Origin of the sequence: Mycobacterium sp. BK086, from assembly GCA_004362315.1 — a bacterium.
Taxonomy (GTDB): domain Bacteria; phylum Actinomycetota; class Actinomycetes; order Mycobacteriales; family Mycobacteriaceae; genus Mycobacterium.
The window spans coordinates 157,544-175,246 of sequence record SNWL01000003.1; the positions used below are offsets into that span (position 1 = coordinate 157,544).

General features: G+C 67.4%; 16 protein-coding genes. 8 read left to right on the top strand and 8 right to left on the bottom strand.

Features of this window, described 5'->3' with window-relative positions; all coding sequences use genetic code 11:
• Positions 1–3: 3 nt before the first annotated feature.
• Entirely contained in the window at positions 4–696 is a 693-nt protein-coding gene (locus tag EV580_RS00820) for an NUDIX hydrolase (RefSeq protein ID WP_133689264.1), read from the top strand.
• Between the two features lie 43 nt (positions 697–739).
• Positions 740–2,074: a lipase family protein gene (locus EV580_RS00825; protein WP_133689265.1), complete on the top strand. Its 1,335-nt coding sequence runs from the start codon at positions 740–742 to the stop codon at positions 2,072–2,074.
• 1 nt (position 2,075) lies between these two features.
• Here EV580_RS00825 and EV580_RS00830 read toward each other — a convergent pair whose 3' ends face one another.
• From EV580_RS00830 to bioB, 4 genes are read right to left on the bottom strand one after another with little or no spacing between them, the layout of a single operon-like run.
• Positions 2,076–2,759, bottom strand: coding sequence for a maleylpyruvate isomerase N-terminal domain-containing protein (locus EV580_RS00830; protein WP_166654545.1), 684 nt, complete (start codon positions 2,757–2,759; stop codon positions 2,076–2,078).
• A gap of 52 nt (positions 2,760–2,811) precedes the next feature.
• Positions 2,812–3,390 carry a DUF2567 domain-containing protein gene (locus EV580_RS00835; RefSeq protein ID WP_133689267.1) on the bottom strand — a complete coding sequence of 193 codons (579 nt, stop codon included), beginning with the start codon at positions 3,388–3,390 and terminating at the stop codon, positions 2,812–2,814.
• The gene (bsaP, locus tag EV580_RS00840; RefSeq protein ID WP_133689268.1) at positions 3,387–3,614 is read right to left on the bottom strand and encodes a biotin synthase auxiliary protein BsaP; all 228 of its coding nucleotides are present in this window, start codon (positions 3,612–3,614) and stop codon (positions 3,387–3,389) included. The genes EV580_RS00835 and bsaP overlap by 4 nt, the downstream gene beginning before the upstream one ends.
• Positions 3,614–4,621: a biotin synthase BioB gene (gene bioB, locus EV580_RS00845; RefSeq protein ID WP_370581827.1), complete on the bottom strand. Its 1,008-nt coding sequence runs from the start codon at positions 4,619–4,621 to the stop codon at positions 3,614–3,616. Before bioB ends, bsaP begins: the two co-directional genes overlap by 1 nt.
• 56 nt (positions 4,622–4,677) lie before the next feature.
• Here bioB and EV580_RS00850 point away from each other — a divergent pair, with 56 nt between their 5' ends.
• The gene (locus tag EV580_RS00850) at positions 4,678–5,256 is read left to right on the top strand and encodes a TetR family transcriptional regulator (RefSeq protein WP_133689270.1); all 579 of its coding nucleotides are present in this window, start codon (positions 4,678–4,680) and stop codon (positions 5,254–5,256) included.
• Positions 5,253–5,588, top strand: a complete 336-nt coding sequence (locus tag EV580_RS00855) for an MmcQ/YjbR family DNA-binding protein (RefSeq protein WP_133689271.1) — start codon at positions 5,253–5,255, stop codon at positions 5,586–5,588. The genes EV580_RS00850 and EV580_RS00855 overlap by 4 nt, the downstream gene beginning before the upstream one ends.
• Here EV580_RS00855 and EV580_RS00860 read toward each other — a convergent pair.
• From EV580_RS00860 to EV580_RS00875, 4 genes are read right to left on the bottom strand one after another with little or no spacing between them, the layout of a single operon-like run.
• Positions 5,581–6,078 (bottom strand): 2'-5' RNA ligase family protein, encoded by a 498-nt coding sequence (locus EV580_RS00860; RefSeq protein ID WP_133689272.1) that lies wholly within the window; start codon positions 6,076–6,078, stop codon positions 5,581–5,583. The two genes, EV580_RS00855 and EV580_RS00860, sit on opposite strands and share 8 nt — an antisense overlap.
• A 1-nt stretch (position 6,079) precedes the next feature.
• Positions 6,080–6,757 carry a dethiobiotin synthase gene (gene bioD / locus EV580_RS00865; protein WP_133689273.1) on the bottom strand — a complete coding sequence of 226 codons (678 nt, stop codon included), beginning with the start codon at positions 6,755–6,757 and terminating at the stop codon, positions 6,080–6,082.
• Complete coding sequence (locus tag EV580_RS00870) at positions 6,754–7,902, bottom strand: 8-amino-7-oxononanoate synthase (protein WP_133689274.1); 1,149 nt, start codon at positions 7,900–7,902, stop codon at positions 6,754–6,756. Before EV580_RS00870 ends, bioD begins: the two co-directional genes overlap by 4 nt.
• Positions 7,903–7,923: 21 nt before the next feature.
• The gene (locus tag EV580_RS00875) at positions 7,924–9,216 is read right to left on the bottom strand and encodes an adenosylmethionine--8-amino-7-oxononanoate transaminase (RefSeq protein WP_133689275.1); all 1,293 of its coding nucleotides are present in this window, start codon (positions 9,214–9,216) and stop codon (positions 7,924–7,926) included.
• 127 nt (positions 9,217–9,343) lie between these two features.
• On the opposite strand from EV580_RS00875, the gene sucT reads away from it, so the two are divergent.
• The 4 genes from sucT to treZ are packed head-to-tail and all read left to right on the top strand — an operon-like array spanning position 9,344 to position 17,685.
• On the top strand, positions 9,344–11,458 hold the full coding sequence (gene sucT / locus EV580_RS00880) for an acetyltransferase SucT (protein ID WP_133689276.1): 2,115 nt from the start codon (positions 9,344–9,346) through the stop codon (positions 11,456–11,458).
• 41 nt (positions 11,459–11,499) lie between these two features.
• Positions 11,500–13,644 (top strand): glycogen debranching protein GlgX, encoded by a 2,145-nt coding sequence (glgX, locus tag EV580_RS00885; RefSeq protein ID WP_133689277.1) that lies wholly within the window; start codon positions 11,500–11,502, stop codon positions 13,642–13,644.
• 17 nt (positions 13,645–13,661) lie between these two features.
• Complete coding sequence (gene treY, locus EV580_RS00890; protein ID WP_133689278.1) at positions 13,662–15,959, top strand: malto-oligosyltrehalose synthase; 2,298 nt, start codon at positions 13,662–13,664, stop codon at positions 15,957–15,959.
• The gene (treZ, locus tag EV580_RS00895) at positions 15,952–17,685 is read left to right on the top strand and encodes a malto-oligosyltrehalose trehalohydrolase (RefSeq protein ID WP_133689279.1); all 1,734 of its coding nucleotides are present in this window, start codon (positions 15,952–15,954) and stop codon (positions 17,683–17,685) included. The genes treY and treZ overlap by 8 nt, the downstream gene beginning before the upstream one ends.
• Positions 17,686–17,703: the final 18 nt, after the last annotated feature.

Below are 17,703 nucleotides of genomic sequence, written 5' to 3' on the forward strand. Positions count from 1 at the left end.
AACGTGCCCAATACTAGCACCGAACACGAAGCGCTCGCCGTTGTATTCCAGGTTGGCGACGCACACTCCCGTAAACCCGCGCTTAACGTGCTGTTATGGCAGCGCGCGCTGGAACCGGAGCGGGGCAAGTGGTCACTGCCCGGCGGCCGGCTGCGCGCCGACGAGGACCTGACCAGTTCGGTACGCCGACAGCTCGCCGAGAAGGTCGATGTCCGTGAGATCGCCCACTTGGAACAGCTCGCGGTCTTCTCCGATCCGGGCCGGGTCCCGGGTATTCGCACGATCGCCTCGACATTCCTCGGGCTGGTGCCGTCGGTCGCCACTCCCCTGCTTCCGCCCGACACCCGCTGGCATCCGGTGAGCGAGCTGCCGGAGATGGCGTTCGACCATGCCCCGATGGTGGAATACGCCAGGACCCGCCTGGTGGCCAAGTTGTCGTATACCAATATCGGATTTGCTTTGGCACCAACCGAATTCGCGCTCTCGACACTGCGCGATATCTATGGCGCCGCGCTCGGCTACCAGGTCGACGCCACCAACCTGCAACGAGTTCTGGCCCGCCGCGGCGTCATCACCCCGACCGGCACGACCGCCCATCCGGGCCGCACCGGAGGCCGGCCGGCAGCCCTGTATCGCTTCACCGACTCCCAGATCCGGGTGACCGACGAGTTTGCCGCGTTGCGCCCGCCCGGGTGAGTCGACTGGATTCTTAGACCCCTCTTAAGGTAAGAATGTCTGAATGCATCCGGTGAGCGCCGGGGCTCCCAGCCCCGAATGGATCGGGCGCGCCCCGCATGAGACGTTCACGCGCGGCGCGCATCCTGCGCTTCCGGCCGACGACCCGTTCTACGAACCTCCGGCCGGCTTCGAACACGCCGAACCGGGCACCGTCCTGCGCTCTCGCGACGTGGAACTGGGCTTTCTGGGGCTGATCCCGCAGCGGGTCAGGGCCACGCAATTGCTGTATCGCACGACCGACCACAACGGGCTGCCGCAGGCCACCGTGACCACGGTGCTGATCCCGACCGGCCACACCCCCACCCAGGTCCGCAACGTCGTCTCCTACCAATGCGCCATCGACGCCGTTGCCTCGCGCTGCTTCCCGTCGTATGCGCTGCGCAGGCACGCCAAATCCCTCGGCTCGATCGCGCAGCTGGAATACCTGCTGATCGCGGCCGCGCTAGCCGAGGGCTGGGTGGTGTCGGTCCCCGACCACGAGGGCCCGAACGGCATGTGGGGCGCCCCGTACGAACCCGGTTACGCCGTCCTCGACGGATTGCGGGCCGCGCTCGGCTTCGAGCGTTTCGGCCTGGCTAAGGACAACCAGATCGGCCTGTGGGGCTACTCCGGTGGCGGGCTGGCCAGCGCCTGGGCTGCCGAAGTGCACGCCGAGTACGCGCCCGAGCTGAACATCGTCGGCGCGGTGCTGGGCTCACCAGTCGGCGACCTGGGGCACACCTTCCGCAGGCTCAACGGCTCCTACCTGGCCGCGCTGCCCGCGCTGGTGGTGTCGGCGCTGACCAAGACCTACCCCGACCTCCATCGGGTCATCGAGGAGCACGCCACCGAGGACGGTAAGGCGCTACTGCGGCGGCTCGAGCGGATGACGACGGCAGAAGCCGTCATCCGGCTGTTCCGCACCGATATGGACAACCTGGTGGGTCCGCCGCTCGAGGACGTGCTGGCGATGCCCGAGGTCCAATACGTCTTCGACAACATCAAACTCGGCAAGTCGGTGCCCGATCTGCCGGTGCTGATCGTGCAGGCGGTGCACGACTCGGTGATCGCCGTCGAGGACATCGACGACCTGGCACACACCTACTCCGCCGGCGGCGCGCAAGTGACCTACCACCGGGACATGTTCAGCGAGCACATGCTGCTGCACCCGATGTCGGCTCCGATGACCCTGCGCTGGCTGACCGACCGGTTCAACGGCCGCCCGATCGACGAGCACATCGTGCGCACCAAGTGGCCGACCCTGCTCAACCCGATGACCTACGCCGGCATGATGCGCCTGGGCGGCATCGTCGCCCGCGTAGTCACCGGCGGCCGGGTTCCCTTCCGCCCGCTGTAGATCAGGGGCGGCGCCCCCACAGCAGAAGGGTCCGCACCGCGGGATCGCAGTGCACGACATCGGTGACCGGACCCCCGGATGTAAAGACGTTGGGCTGCATGGCTGCAACCGTTGTCAAGGCATGTTCGGCAAGCCGCGGATCGCTGAGCGCGGCCATACTGATCGCATCGGAGCCAACGATGTCCCAACGGTGAAGCACCAGTTCGCTTTCGATGTGCTGGATCAACGTCGGCGCGTCCATCGCCACTCCGGTGAACATCACCCGCCGCTGCCCGCCGTCCACTGCCGCCAGCCGCTCGACGGCCACGGTCGCTCGCAGCGCTTCAGCAAAGAAACTGCGGCGCAACTTCTTCGGCGAAAGTGTTCGATACGGGGCCTCCCGTTCTTCGAAATCACGGGTCGGCCTGGAACGGCCCTCGACGAGTTCGAGTTGAATCAGGTCGGCGATCTCGGCCGAGCCCGCCGCCAGATGCGCGGTGAGTTCGTGCACAGTCCACCCCTCACACGCAGTCGGGGCATGGGCATCGGTTGCCGTCAAGGTGTCGGCCAGAGCGCTGAACGCCTTCTCGGCGGGCGGTTTGAGGAATTGCAGAACCTTGGTGGCTCCAGGCAATTCGGCGAGAGCGCGGGCGCACGAGGCCTGGCTTGTGCGCGAATCCAGGACATCGACCACGACTTTGTTCACGCCGCCAACAACACCATCGGCAGATACCGGTGCGCTGGCGGAATTGCGACCTCTAGGGCGCTGTGGCGCCGATCGGCGTGCGCTCCGCCTGCGGCTCGGCGCCCAGGTCGTCACGCGGCGTCGCCACCGCCATCAATGCATAGGTGAGCGCGCCCAGCGCGGCCGGGAACAGCAGCGTCGTCGCGATCTGCAGCGGGCCGCGCGCGAAGAAGACCGGCGGGGCCTCGGAGTAATAGAAGACCCGGTTCTCCGGGGTCACCGGAGCCGTGTCGAACGGCACCGCGCCGTAATGCCAGTGCACCAGCACCGCACCGACACCCGCCGCGGCGCCGGCGGCGGCCACCAGGCCCACCCACAGTGCCGTCGCGATCAGCGGTCCCCGGTGCGCACGCCACTGCCACACCAGCACGGCGGCAATGACCGCCATCGACGTCAGCAGCCCGATGAGCAGTGCCGCCGAGACGAACAGATGGTCGGATTCGCTGCCCAGGTAGGTCTGCACGCGCTGACCGGAGCGCGTCAGCGCGATCACACCATGAGCCGACGGGGCCAGCACCGACCACACGCCGCCGATGACAGCGCCGGCCAGCGTCAGGCCGATGACAACGGTGAGAGCCGCACGCTGCCTCACCGCTGCGCCTCGAGATCGTGACTGTCGACCCGGCCGTGCCGCGCACACTTGGCCCACCAGCCGTCGGGACGCACCTGTACGACCATCCGGCGGCCGCATTCCGCGCAGAACCGCGGCGGCTCGAGCCCCAGCTGGGCCGCGGTGGGGACCACACTGCCGGCAGGCCCGCCGGTGTAGACGTTGTAGATCCCGGCACCGACCGGTGCGGGCAGCTCTTCAACCATCACAGGCTGGCGTTGAGAGCCTTGATCGGCATCTGCAGATCCTCGAGCAACTCCAGATCCGCTTCGGCCGGCCGGCCCAGCGTGGTCAGGTAGTTCCCGACGATCACGGCGTTGATACCACCGAGGATGCCTTGCTTGGCGCCCAGGTCGCCGAGCGTGATCTCACGGCCGCCGGCGAACCGCAACATCGTGCGCGGCAACGCGAGACGGAACGCGGCCACCGCCTTGAGCGCCTCGGACGCCGGCAGCACCTCCAGATCGCCGAACGGAGTGCCCGGTCGCGGGTTCAGGAAGTTCAGCGGCACCTCGTGCGGATCGAGCTCGGCCAGGTTGGCGGCGAACTCGGCGCGCTGCTCGAGCGTCTCCCCCATGCCGAGGATGCCGCCGCAGCAGACCTCCATGCCGGCTTCGCGCACCATTTCCAGTGTGCCCCAACGCTCTTCCCACGAGTGGGTGGTCACGACGTTCGGGAAGTAGGACTGCGCGGTCTCAAGATTGTGGTTGTAGCGGTGGACACCCATCTCCTTGAGCCGGTCCACCTGCTCCTGGGTGAGCATGCCCAGCGAACAGGCGATCTGGATGTCGACCTCGTTGCGGATGGCCTCGATGCCGGCAGCCACCTGAGCCAGCAGGCGCTCGTCGGGCCCGCGCACCGCGGCCACGATGCAGAACTCGGTGGCACCGGACTTCGCGGTCTGCTTGGCGGCCTCGACCAGGCTGGGGATGTCCAGCCACGCACTGCGCACCGGGGAGGCGAACAAGCCCGACTGCGAGCAGAAGTGGCAATCCTCCGGGCAGCCACCGGTTTTCAGGCTGATGATGCCTTCGACCTCGACCTCGGGACCGCACCACTTCATCCGGACCTCGTGGGCCAGGGCCAGCAGTTCCTCGAGATGATCGTCGGACAGCTGCAGGACTTCGAGCACCTGATCGCGATTGAGGCCCTCGCCACGCTCGAGCACCTGCTCGCGCGCCAGTGCCAGTACGTCCACCGCTGCCTGCGTCACCTGCATGTCCTCCTACGTCCAGCGAACTTGAACAGTGTTCAGGCTAGAGTACCGGTGTGCAGCTCCACAAACGCGACGTGGTCGACGCAGCGACGACACTGCTGGACAACTACGGCATGGCCGATCTGTCGATGCGCCGGCTGGCCCGTGAACTCGCGGTCACCCCCGGCGCGCTGTACTGGCATTTCGCCAACAAGCAGGAGCTTCTCGGCGCGGTCGCCGACCGGATCCTGACCAACGTGGCCGACATTTCCGCGGACTGGCGGGTCCGGATCGCCGGCATCTGCGGCCAGCTGCGCGACGCCCTGCTGTCGCACACCGACGGCGCCGAGCTGGTGTCCGCCAGCTTCGCCGCGGGCCAGTCCGAGGCGATGGCGCGAATCCTCGATTGGCTGGCCGACGCATCGGCCGCCGCGGGCGTCGATACCGAGCACGCCGCGGTGGCCGCCCGCACCGTCCTCTACTACGTGCTGGGCTTCACCGCCGACGAGCAGTCGCGATTGCAGTGGGATGCCGCCGGCGCCGACCTCCCCGCCGATCAGTCCGTGCTGGAGTCCGATCCGGGCCGCCGGTTCGACTTCGGGGTCCAGCTGCTGCTCGACGGGATCGCGGCCCGGCGGATGTCAGCCGTGTGATCACCGTCGACCAGGTGCGGCCGATCGCGCTCGGATTGCCGCGGGCGTACGAAACGATCGTCAGCGACCGGATCACGTTCCGCGTCGGCCGGCTGGTCTTCCTGAAGTTCTCCCGCGACGAGACGCTGATGGGTGTCGGGTTCTGGAAGGAAGAACGGGCCGCGATGGTGGCCGCCGAACCCGAGAAATTCATGCTGCCCCGCGCGTCGGACATGCGCTACAACTGGATCCACGTCCGGCTGGACGCCGTGACCCTTGACGAGGTCCGGGATCTGGTGATCGAGGGGTGGAAGATGTGTGTGCCGAAAAGCATTGCCGCACAGATCAACTGATCAGGTAATCGCGTTTGGCATCGCCGTCCCAGCGCCGCAGCCCGATACTGCTGGCCCGGATGTCGGCCGCGATCCCGTCGACCGCCGCCAGCGCCTCACCCACCTGAGCCGCCGTGAACCGGCGGGCGAGCGTCACGTGGGGAGTCCACCGGCCCGGCGAGCTGTGGGCGAACAACGTCGACACGAACGGCCCGCACAGGTTGTAGATCTCCTGGTGCAGCGCCAGCAACGCAGCCGACGGAACGACGAGCCGCGCCAGGGTCAGCCGGTCGCTGCCGAAGGTCAGCGGCGCACCCAGAACAACGGGCAGCGGAAAATTGCCGACCAAGCCGGCCAACACCCGGTCGACGTCGGGGCTGATGCGTTCGGCGGCGATGAGCGTGATGTGCGGGCGATGGGTGGTGGCCGAGCGGACGCCCAGTTCTCGCCACATCTGGCGGATCGCGGTGTCGGCGCGCTCGTCGAGCAGTAGTTCGATCGAGTGCGCCATCTCAGATCAGGCCAGTGACCCAGTCCGGGTCGAACGCGCGTGCGCTGAACAACGCGAAGTCCTTCGGCGACACCGCGGCCACCCCGGCCGGCAGCGCCGCCCGCACCGGAGCCAGCCGGGCCAGCGCGTCACGGTTCGACTTCTCGGCGGCACCGGGCTGCGCAGGCCACGAGCCGATCACCAAGCCGGCACACGAAAGACCCTTTGCCGCAAGCCCTTCCAGGGTCAACGAGGTGTGATTGAGGGTGCCCAGCCCAGGTTCGACGACGACGAGCACCGGCGCGGCCAGCTCTACCGCCAGATCGCGCAATGTCACGCCGCCCGCGGCCAGCTCGACAACGAGGCCGCCCGCGCCTTCGACCAGCGTCAGCCGGCCGGGCCGGTCCACCCCGCGGATGGACGCCAACAGTTCATCGGCGCTGGGCAGGGGCAGCCCGGCCTGTTCGGCCGCGGCGGCCGGCGCCAGCGGCTCGGGATACCGGGCCACGCCCACCAGTTCGGAGACCCCGGAGAGCCGGGCAACCTCGGCCAGGTCGTCGTCACCACCGGCGGTCCCGGTCTGCACCGGTTTGCACACCGCCACATCGTGTTCGGACACCCGGGCGTGGCAAGCCAGCGCCGCGGTCACGACGGTCTTGCCGACGCCGGTGCCGGTTCCGGTGATGACCAGGATGCTCATCGCGGCTGCGCGCCCAGGACCGTGGACAGCACCTCGCGGGCGGTGTCCATCTCGTCGTCGGTCAGCGATGCCCGTGCGGTCAGCCGCAGCCGCGACGTGCCCGCGGGCACCGTCGGCGGCCGGAAGCAGCCGACCCGAACACCGGCGTCCAAGCAGGCGGCGGCCGCGGCCACCGCGATCTCGGGATCACCGAGGATCACCGAAACCACTGCGGATTCCGGAGTTTCGGGGACGTCGCACATCTGCGCGAGCTGTCGGGCCCGCTCGATCACAGCCGCGGCTCGCCGTGGTTCGGCGGTCATCACCGTCAGCGCGGCCAGTGCGGCGCCGACAGGTGCCGGGGCCAGCCCGGTGTCGAAGATCATCGTGCGAGCGGCGTCGATTAAATGGTCGCGGACCACGGCGGGCCCGAGCACAACACCGCCCTGGCTGCCCAGCGACTTGGACATGGTCGTCGTCATGACCACATCGGGTGCGCCCGCCAGGCCGGCCTCGTGGATCAGGCCTCGCCCGCCCGCACCACGCACCCCGAGCCCGTGCGCCTCGTCGACCAGCAGCACCGCCCCGTGCTTACGGCACACCTCATGCAGCCTGCGCAGCGGCGCCAAGGCCCCGTCGGTGCTGAACACCGACTCGGTGATGACCAGCGCCCGTTCCTCGTCGCGCTCGGCAAGGGCTGATTCGACCGCATCGACATCACAGTGCGCAGACACCACGACCCGCGCCCTCGACAGCCGGCACGCATCGACCAGCGAGGCATGCGACAGCGCGTCGGAAACGATCAGCGAGCCCGGTCCTGACAATGCGACAGTGGCGCCGATGTTGGCCGTGTAGCCCGACGAGAACACCAAACCTGCTTCGGCACCGACGAATTCGGCCAGCGCGGTTTCGAATTCCTCGTGCAGCTCGGTGTTGCCGGTGACCAGTCGGGAGCCGGTCGAACCCGCGCCCCAGGTGCGCAGCGCGGCCACGCCGCCGTCGATGACCGCAGGATGCTGGGACAGGCCCAGATAGTCGTTGGATGCCAAGTCGAGTTCGGTGGCCACCGCGGGCCGCGTGCGCAGCGACCGGCGCAGGCCGGCCTGCCTGCGCTGCTGCTCGACGGTGTCGAGCCAAGCCAGCGGCGAAAGACCTACGCGCGTCATCGTGCCCTCCTTGAACAGTGTTCAGGTTAATGCACGGGCGACGGCGACCATCGCCGAGGTGACCTGGGCTATCTCGTCGGGGGTACAGATGAACGGCGGCATCGCGTAGATGAGGTTGCGGAACGGCCGCAGCCAGACGCCGTTGTCCAGGGCGACCGGGGTGGCGACCGTGAGGTCGACGGGCTCCCGCGTCTCGATCACTCCGATCGCGCCGCAGACCCGCACATCGGCGACCCCGGGCAGGGTGCGCGCGGGTTCCAGGCCATCGGCCAGGCCGGCGCTGATCTCGGCGACCCGGCTCCGCCAGTCCTGGGCGAGCAGCAGTTCGACCGAGGCCACCGACACCGCGCACGCCAGCGCGTTGGCCATGAATGTCGGGCCGTGCATCAGCGCCCCGGCCTCGCTACCGCTGATCGTGCGCGCGATCTCCAGCGTGCACAGCGTCGCCGCGAGGGTGACGTAACCACCGGTCAGCGCCTTTCCGACACACATGATGTCGGGGCTGACCCCGGCGTGATCGGCGGCGAACAGCTCCCCCGTTCGGCCGAACCCGGTGGCGATCTCGTCGAAGATCAGCAGCACGCCGGCGCGGTCGCACATTGCGCGCAGATCGCTCAGATAGCGCGGGTCGTGGAACCGCATGCCGCCAGCGCCCTGCACCACGGGTTCGACGATGACCGCGGCGAGCTCGTCGGCGTGCTCGAGCAGCTGCGCCTCAAATGCCGCGATATAGGCCGGGTCATACGCACCCGGCACCGGCGGCGCGAAGACTTGCGGGAACAGGACGTCCGTCCACAGCGAATGCATCCCGCCGTCGGGGTCGCACACACTCATCGGGGTGAACGTGTCGCCGTGATATCCGCCACGCCAGGTCATCAGGCGGCGCTTGCCGAACCGGCCCGCGCTGCGCCAGTACTGCAGCGCCATCTTGGCGGCGACTTCCACGGCCACCGAGCCGGAGTCGGAGAAGAACACGGTGTCCAGACCCTGCGGGGTGATGTCGACGAGCAGCTGCGCAAGGCGCGCGGCCGGCTCGTGGGTCAGCCCGCCGAACATGACGTGATTCATCACCGAAAGCTGGCGGGTCATCGCCGCGTCGAGAACCGGATGCCCGTGCCCGTGTACCGCCGTCCACCAGGACGCCATCGCATCGAGGACCCGGATCTGCGTGCCGTCCCGGACGAGCGTCAGCCATGCGCCGTCGGCGCCGACGGCAACCACCGGAGCCATCGCCTCGGCGCCGATCGTGCTGTACGGGTGCCAGATGTGCGCGGCGTCGATCGCGCTGATCTGGTGGGGAGTCAACGCAGGCACGCTGTGTGAGCCTAGTCGAGCTCAGCAGCGTCGCCCGCGCGCGTTTGCTCAACGGAATCCGTCGTCAAGACGCGCGGTTCGCTGGAGATGAGAGACATACCCGGGTTGGGTAGATTGATTTCCGATCATGCTGACCCCTACTCGGACCCCGTTCTATCGCCACGACCTCGACGGGCTTCGCGGTGTCGCGATCGCCCTCGTTGCCGTGTTCCACGTGTGGTTCGGGCGGGTGTCGGGCGGCGTCGACGTGTTCCTGGTGCTCTCCGGATTCTTCTTCGGCGGTTCACTGTTGCGCACCGCGCTGAACCCCGACTCGTCGCTGTCCCCCTGGCCGGAGATCCTCCGGCTGGTACGGCGACTGCTGCCGGCACTCGTCGTGGTGCTTGCCGCGGGCGCGGTGTTGACCATCCTGGTGCAGCCTCAGACGCGCTGGGAGACGTTTGCTGACCAAAGCCTGGCGAGCCTGGGCTACTTCCAGAACTGGGAGCTGTCGGCAACGGCGTCGAACTATCTCCGGGCCGGTGAGGCGGTCAGTCCGCTGCAACACATCTGGTCAATGTCCGTTCAGGGGCAGTTCTACATTTCGATGCTCGCCGTTGTTTTCGGGTTTGCTTATTTCCTGCGCCGGCGACTCGGCAAACGGTTGCGTGTGACTCTTGTGACTTTGCTGGTCACCGTCACGGTCGCGTCATTCGTCTTTGCCGTCATCCTCCACCTCTCCGATCAGACGGCCGCGTACTACAACAGCTTCGCCCGCGCCTGGGAGCTGCTGCTCGGCACTCTCGTCGGTGCGGTGGTGCCCTACATCCGGTGGTCGATGTGGCTGCGGACCCTGCTGGCTAGCGCCGGGCTCGCCGCGATCGTCACGTGCGGCGCCTTCATCGACGGGGTGCGCGAATTCCCCGGCCCGTGGGCGCTGGTGCCCGTCGGCGCGACCGTGCTGATGATCCTGGCGGCGGCCAACCGACATGCCAGCCCCTCGACGCGCGACCGGCTACCGCTGCCGAGCCGCCTGCTGTCCGCGGCACCGTTGGTGACGCTGGGCGCGATGGCCTACTCGCTGTACCTGTGGCACTGGCCGCTGCTGATCTTCTGGCTCGCCGCCACCGACAAGAGCCATGCCGGCGTCGTCGACGGCGCGGTCATCCTGGCGATCTCGGGTGTGCTGGCGTACCTGACGATGCGCTTCGTCGAAGAACCACTGCGCTCCGGTCGGCGCGCCGGTTCGGTACCGAGCCCGCAGCAGATCACGCTCTCGTGGCGGGCCCGCCTGCGCAGGCCGACGATCGCGCTGGGCACCACCGTGGCACTGCTCGGGGTGGCACTGACGGCGACGTCCTTCACCTGGCGCGAACACGTCACCGTGCAGCGCGCCAACGGCAAGGAACTGGTCGCACTGTCCACCGACGGCTACCCGGGGGCACGGGCACTGACCCAACATGCCCGGGTGCCGAAGCTGCCGATGCGGCCGACTGTGCTGGAGGCACAGAACGACCTGCCGGAGTCCACCAACGACGGCTGCATCAGTGATTTCGACAACACCGACGTCATCAACTGCACCTACGGCGACAAGACCGCGACCAGGACGATCGCACTGGCCGGTGGGTCGCACGCCGAGCACTGGATCACCGCGCTGGACGCGCTGGCCAAGATGCATCACTTCAAGGTCGTCACCTACCTGAAGATGGGTTGCCCGCTGACCACCGAGGAACAACCTCTGGTGATGGGCGACAACCGGCCCTACCCCAACTGCCACACCTGGAACCAGAAGGTGATGGCCAAACTGATCAGCGACCACCCGAGCTTCGTGTTCACCACGTCGACCCGGCCGTGGAACATCAAGCCCGGCGACGTGATGCCGTCGACCTATATCGGAATCTGGCAAACGTTGTCGGACAACAATATTCCGATTCTCGCGATGCGCGACACCCCGTGGCTGGTGCGCAACGGCGCACCCTTCTTCCCGACGGACTGCCTGGCCAAGGGCGGTGACGCGGTGTCCTGCGGGATCGAGCGCTCCGAGGTGCTCTCCGACCGCAACCAGACCCTGGACTTCCTGCCGATCTTTCCGCTGATGCGTGTCCTGGATCTCAGCGATGCGGTGTGCCGTGCCGACGTGTGCCGCGCGGTCGAGGGAAATGTGCTGGTCTACCACGACTCTCATCACATCTCCGCGACCTACATGCGCACCCTGATCCCGGAACTGGGCCGGCAGATGGGTGCGGCCACCGCCTGGTGGTGACATCTCGCGCATCGCTGCCGCCACGTCGATAAGGTCGAGAGATGTCATCGAGCGAACCCGCACGGACCACGGTGTGGCCCGGTACCGCCTACCCGCTCGGTGCCACCTACGACGGCGCGGGCACGAATTTCTCGCTGTTCTCCGAGGTGGCCGACCGCGTCGAGCTCTGTCTGATCGCCAAGGACGGCACCGAAACCCGCATTGAGCTCGACGAAGTGGACGGCTTCGTCTGGCACGCGTACCTGCCGACGATCAATCCCGGCCAGCGCTACGGATTCCGGGTGCACGGCCCCTGGGACCCGGCCGCCGGCCACCGGTGCGATCCCAGCAAGCTGCTGCTCGACCCCTACGGTAAGTCGTTCCACGGCGACTTCGAGTTCAGCCAGGCGCTGTACTCCTATGACCTCAACGCCGAGGACCTGGCCTCCGGCGGGACTCCGCCGATGGTCGACTCGCTGGGCCACACGATGACGAGCGTGGTCATCAACCCGTTCTTCCAGTGGGGCTCCGACCACGCGCCGCGCACGCCCTACAACGAGACGATCATCTACGAAGCCCACGTCAAGGGTCTGACCCAAACCCATCCGGGCATCCCCGAGGAATTGCGCGGCACGTACGCGGGCCTGGGCCACCCGGCGGTGATCGATCACCTCAAAGCCCTCAATGTCACCGCGATCGAGCTGATGCCGGTGCACCAGTTCATGCACGACCACCGGCTGATCGATCTGGGATTGCGAAACTACTGGGGCTACAACACTTTCGGTTTCCTCGCCCCGCACTATCAGTACGCGGCGACCAGGCATGCCGGCGGCGCCGTCGCCGAATTCAAGACGATGGTCCGCTCGTTCCACGAGGCCGGCATCGAGGTCATCCTCGATGTCGTCTACAACCACACCGCCGAGGGCAATCACCTCGGGCCGACGATCAATCTGCGGGGCATCGACAACGCCGCCTACTACCGCCTGATGGACGACGATCTGCGGCTGTATCGCGACTTCACCGGTACCGGAAACAGTCTCAACCCCCGGCATCCGCACACACTGCAGCTGATCATGGACTCGCTGCGGTACTGGGTGCTCGACATGCACGTCGACGGTTTCCGATTCGATCTGGCCTCCACGCTGGCCCGGGAGTTCTACGAGGTCGACCGATTGAGCGCGTTCTTCGACATCGTGCAGCAGGATCCGGTGATCAGTCAGGTCAAGCTGATCGCCGAGCCGTGGGATGTCGGCGAGGGCGGCTATCAGGTCGGCAACTTCCCCAGCCTGTGGACCGAATGGAACGGCAAGTACCGCGACACCGTGCGCGACTACTGGCGCGGCGAACCGGCCACCCTCGGCGAGTTCGCCTCCCGGGTGACGGGCTCCTCGGACCTCTATGAGGCGACCGGTCGCAGGCCGGGTGCCAGCATCAATTTCGTCACCTGCCACGACGGCTTCACACTGAACGATCTGGTGTCCTACAACGAGAAGCACAACGAGGCCAACGGCGAGGACAACCGCGACGGCGAGAGCCACAACCGGTCGTGGAACTGCGGTGTGGAAGGCCCGACCGACGACCCGGAGATCCTTGCGCTGCGTCATCAGCAGATGCGCAATATCCTGGTCACCCTGATGCTGTCGCAGGGCACCCCGATGATCGCCCACGGCGACGAGATCGGCCGCACCCAGCACGGCAATAACAATGTCTACTGCCAGGATTCGCCGCTGTCTTGGATGGACTGGGACCTGCGCGAGACCAACGCCGATCTACTCGAATTCACCAAGAAGGTGACCGCACTTCGCAAGGCGCACCCCGTCTTTCGGCGGCGCCGCTTCTTCGACGGCGAGCCGATCCGCAGCGGCGACCAGGTCCGCGACATCGCGTGGCTCACGCCTGCGGGTCAGGAGATGACGCACGACGACTGGGGCTCGGGCTTCAAATTCGTGGGCATGTTCCTCAACGGTGATGCCATCCCGGAACCGGACTCGCGCGGCGAACGCGTCGTCGACGACTCGTTTCTGTTGTGCTTCAACGCCCATGGCAAGCCGATCGACGTCGTCACACCCGACGGCGACTACGCCGAGCAGTGGACGGCGGTCCTGGACACCTCACATGCCGCAGGCAGCACCGACGCGGTGGTGAAGGCGGGCGAATCGATCACCGTGCCGGGTCGATCGGTTCTGGTGCTTCAAAAGAGCGGCTAGCGGGAACAGCCACACCTATGGCCTTCCCGGTGCTGTCCACCTATCGCCTTCAGCTGCGCGGCCCTTCGGCCGGTGACGCTTTCACCTTGGCCGACGCCGAAAAACTCCTCGACTACCTCGACGGCCTGGGTGTCACGCACCTGTACCTGTCCCCCATCCTGACCGCGGCCCCGGGCTCCACCCACGGCTACGACGTCACCGATCCCACCGCGGTGTCCGACGAGCTCGGCGGCCCCGACGGGCTGGCCCGGCTGGCCGAGGCCGCCAAGGCGCGGGGCCTCGGGCTGATCGTCGACATCGTCCCCAACCATGTCGGGGTGGATCAGCCCGAACGCAATCCGTGGTGGTGGGACGTGCTGCGCCACGGTCGCGATTCGGCCTACGCGGCGTTCTTTGACATCGACTGGTCGGTGGATCCCGACGGCCGAATCCTGTTGCCGGTGCTGGGTTCTGATGACGATGTGGCCGACCTGACGGTGGACGGCGACACGCTGCGGCTGGGTACTCTCGCGTTTCCGATCGCTCCCGGCACCGGCGCCGGCAGTGGCGCCGAGGTGCACGACCGGCAGGCGTACAAACTCATCGGCTGGCGCAACGGCGTGTGCGGCTATCGCCGGTTCTTCTCGATCACCTCGCTGGCGGGGCTGCGCCAGGAGGACCCTGCGGTATTCGAGACATCGCACGCCGAAGTGGCCCGCTGGTTCCGCGACGATCTGGTGGACGGGGTGCGCATCGATCACCCCGACGGCCTGACCGACCCGACGGGATACCTTCGGTTGCTCCGCGATCTGATCGGGCCGCGAGCCTGGATCGTGATCGAGAAGATTCTGGGCGTCGGCGAGCCGCTGGACCCGACCCTGCCGATCGACGGCACCACCGGCTACGACGTGCTGCGCGAGGTGGGCGGCATCTTCGTCGACCCGACCGGCGCCGAGGCGCTGACCGATCTGGCAGGCGAGGCCGGGTTCGAGTGTTCCTCTGCGCCGGAGATGTTGCGTCAGTTGAAGATCGCCACGGCCACCACCACCCTGGCCAGTGAGCTTGCCAGGGTGTGTCGCTCGATCGTCAGCGCCGTGGGTGTTGACCACCCGCAGCTGCCCGATGCGGTGGTCGCACTGCTCACGAATGTCGGCGTGTACCGGTCGGACTACCTGAATCTCTCGGCATTGCTGTCGGCCGCGTTGGCGCAGACGGTCACCGAGCAGCCGGCGCTGGCCGCACCGCTGGAACTGGTGTCGGCCGCATTGGTGTCCGCCGAGCCGGCCGCGCGGTTGCAGCAGCTCTGCGGGGCGATGACGGCAAAAGCGGTGGAGGACTGCTACTTCTACCGCGATCCGCGCCTGGTGTCGCTCAACGAAGTCGGCGGCGAGCCCGAGTGTTTCGGTATCAGTGCCGCCGAGTTCCACCGCAGCGCCGCTGTCCGCGGCCGGCTGTGGCCGCAATCGATGACCACCCTGTCCACCCACGACACCAAGCGCGGCGAGGATGTCCGCGCGCGGATCGGGGTGCTGTCGCAGGTGCCGTCGCTGTGGGCCGAGTTCGTGGCCAGCTGGCAGACCACGACGCCGGCACCCGACGCCACGACCGCACTGTTCCTGTTGCAGAACATCTTCGGGGTGTGGCCCGCTGACGGCGTGGTCACCGATGAGTTGCGCGAGCGGCTGCACGCCTACGCCGAGAAGGCGATCCGCGAGGCCGCGTGGCACACGTCGTGGAACGACCCGGACACCGAGTTCGAAGACGCCGTGCACTCCTGGCTGGATGCGGTCGTCGACGGCCCGGTCGCCACCGAGCTGACCGGGCTGGTGGTGCAGCTCGAACCTCATGCGCACAGCGATGCACTGGGCCAGAAGCTACTGGCGTTGACCGTGCCCGGTATCCCGGATGTGTACCAGGGCACCGAATTGTGGGAGGACAGCCTGGTCGACCCCGACAACCGCCGACCGGTCGACTACGCCGTGCGCGCCGGTGAGCTGGACCGTCTGTCGCACCCCAAGATTCGGGTCGTACGGGGTGCGTTGCAGGCCCGCCGGGATCGTCCCGACACATTCACGTCAGGTGAGTATCGGCCGGTGCTCGCGACCGGGAGCGCCGCCCACCACGTCGTGGCGTTCACCCGGGGTTCCGACGTGCTGGTCGCGGTCACCCGCTGGACCGTCCGGCTGCGTCACGACGGCTGGGGTGACACGATTCTGCCGTTGCCGGACGGGGTGTGGACCGACCGGCTGACCGGTTCACGATTCAGCGGACCGACCCCCGCAGGCGTGGTGTTCGGCGAGCTGCCCGTTGTGCTGTTGGAGAGGTCTGATGCCTGAATTCGCGGTGTGGGCACCACTGCCCAAGCTCGTGCGCCTCGACGTCGACGGGCAGCTGCACGAGATGACGTCCGGCGACGACGGCTGGTGGCGCGCCGACGTCGATTGCGCGCCCGATGCCCGTTACGGCTTTGTCCTGGAAGACGATCCGACTGTGCTGCCCGATCCGAGGTCGGCTCGTCAGCCCGACGGCGTGCATGAGCGCTCGCAGCGGTGGGATCCTGCGGCGGTGTCGTGGTCGGATCAGCAGTGGGCCGGTCGCTCGATCGAGGGTGCCGTCATCTACGAGCTGCACACCGGAACATTCACTGACGAGGGCACTTTCGAGGCCGCCATCGAGAAGCTGGACTATCTGGTAGATCTCGGGGTCGACTTCGTCGAGCTGATGCCCGTCAACGCCTTCAACGGCAGCCACGGCTGGGGATACGACGGTGTGCTGTGGTACGCCGTGCACGAACCCTACGGCGGCCCAGACGGTTTGGCGCGTCTGGTCGATGCCTGTCATGCCCGCGGGCTCGGCGTGCTGATCGATGCGGTGTTCAACCATTTCGGCCCGTCGGGTAACTACCTTCCCCGGTTCGGACCGTATCTGTCCGCCGTGAGCAACCCGTGGGGCGAGGGCGTCAACCTCGCCGGGCCGGACGCCGACGAGGTGCGCAACTACATCATCGAATGCGCGCTGCGCTGGATGCGCGACTTCCACGTCGACGGCCTGCGGCTGGACGCCGTGCACGCGCTCGTCGACAACACGGCCATCCATATCCTCGAGGAACTGTCCGCCGAAACCGATGCGCTCTCAGCGGTTCTGGGCCGGCCACTGTCGCTGATCGCCGAGAGTGACCTCAACGATCCGCGACTGATCACTCCCCGGGATCGCGGAGGCTACGGCCTGACCGCCCAATGGGACGACGACATCCATCACGCCATCCACACCGCGGTGTCCGGCGAACGGCAGGGCTACTACGCCGATTTCGGCTCGATGGCCACGCTGGCCAGCACCCTGCAGAACGGCTACTTCCACGCGGGCACCTACTCGTCGTTCCGGCACCGAAGGCACGGCAGGCCGCTGGACAGGGCGCTGATCCCGGCCACCCGGCTGATGGCCTACACCACCACCCACGATCAGGTCGGCAACCGGGCGGTCGGCGATCGGCCCTCGCAAAACCTGGATTTCGGCCAGCTCGCGATCAAAGCCGCGCTGGTCTTCGGATCGCCCTATACGACAATGCTTTTCATGGGCGAGGAGTGGGGATCGTCTCGACCGTTCCAGTTCTTCAGCTCCCATCCCGAGCCGGAGCTGGCGATCGCGACGGCCGAGGGACGCAAGGCGGAGTTCGCCGATCACGGGTGGGATGCCGACGATGTGCCAGATCCGCAGGATCCGCAGACCTTCCTGCGATCCAAGCTGGACTGGACCGAGATCGCCGGCGGTGACCATGCCCGGCTGCTGGAGTTCTACCGCGGTCTGATCGCGTTGCGCGACGACGAGCCCGACATGGCAAACGCGTGGCTGGGTGACCTGGTGGTCGACTACGACGAGGACGAGCGCTGGATCGTGATGCGCCGCGGCCGAGTTGCGATCGCCTGCAACCTCGGCGAGCAAACGGCCAGGGTTCCGGTCACCGGCGAGGTGTTGCTGCACTGGGGTGATCCCGCTGTGAGACCCGGCGGTTCGACCCTGCCCGGCCATTCCGTGCTGGTAGCGCTGACCGGGGTCGACGCGTGAGTAAATAATTTGTCAAAC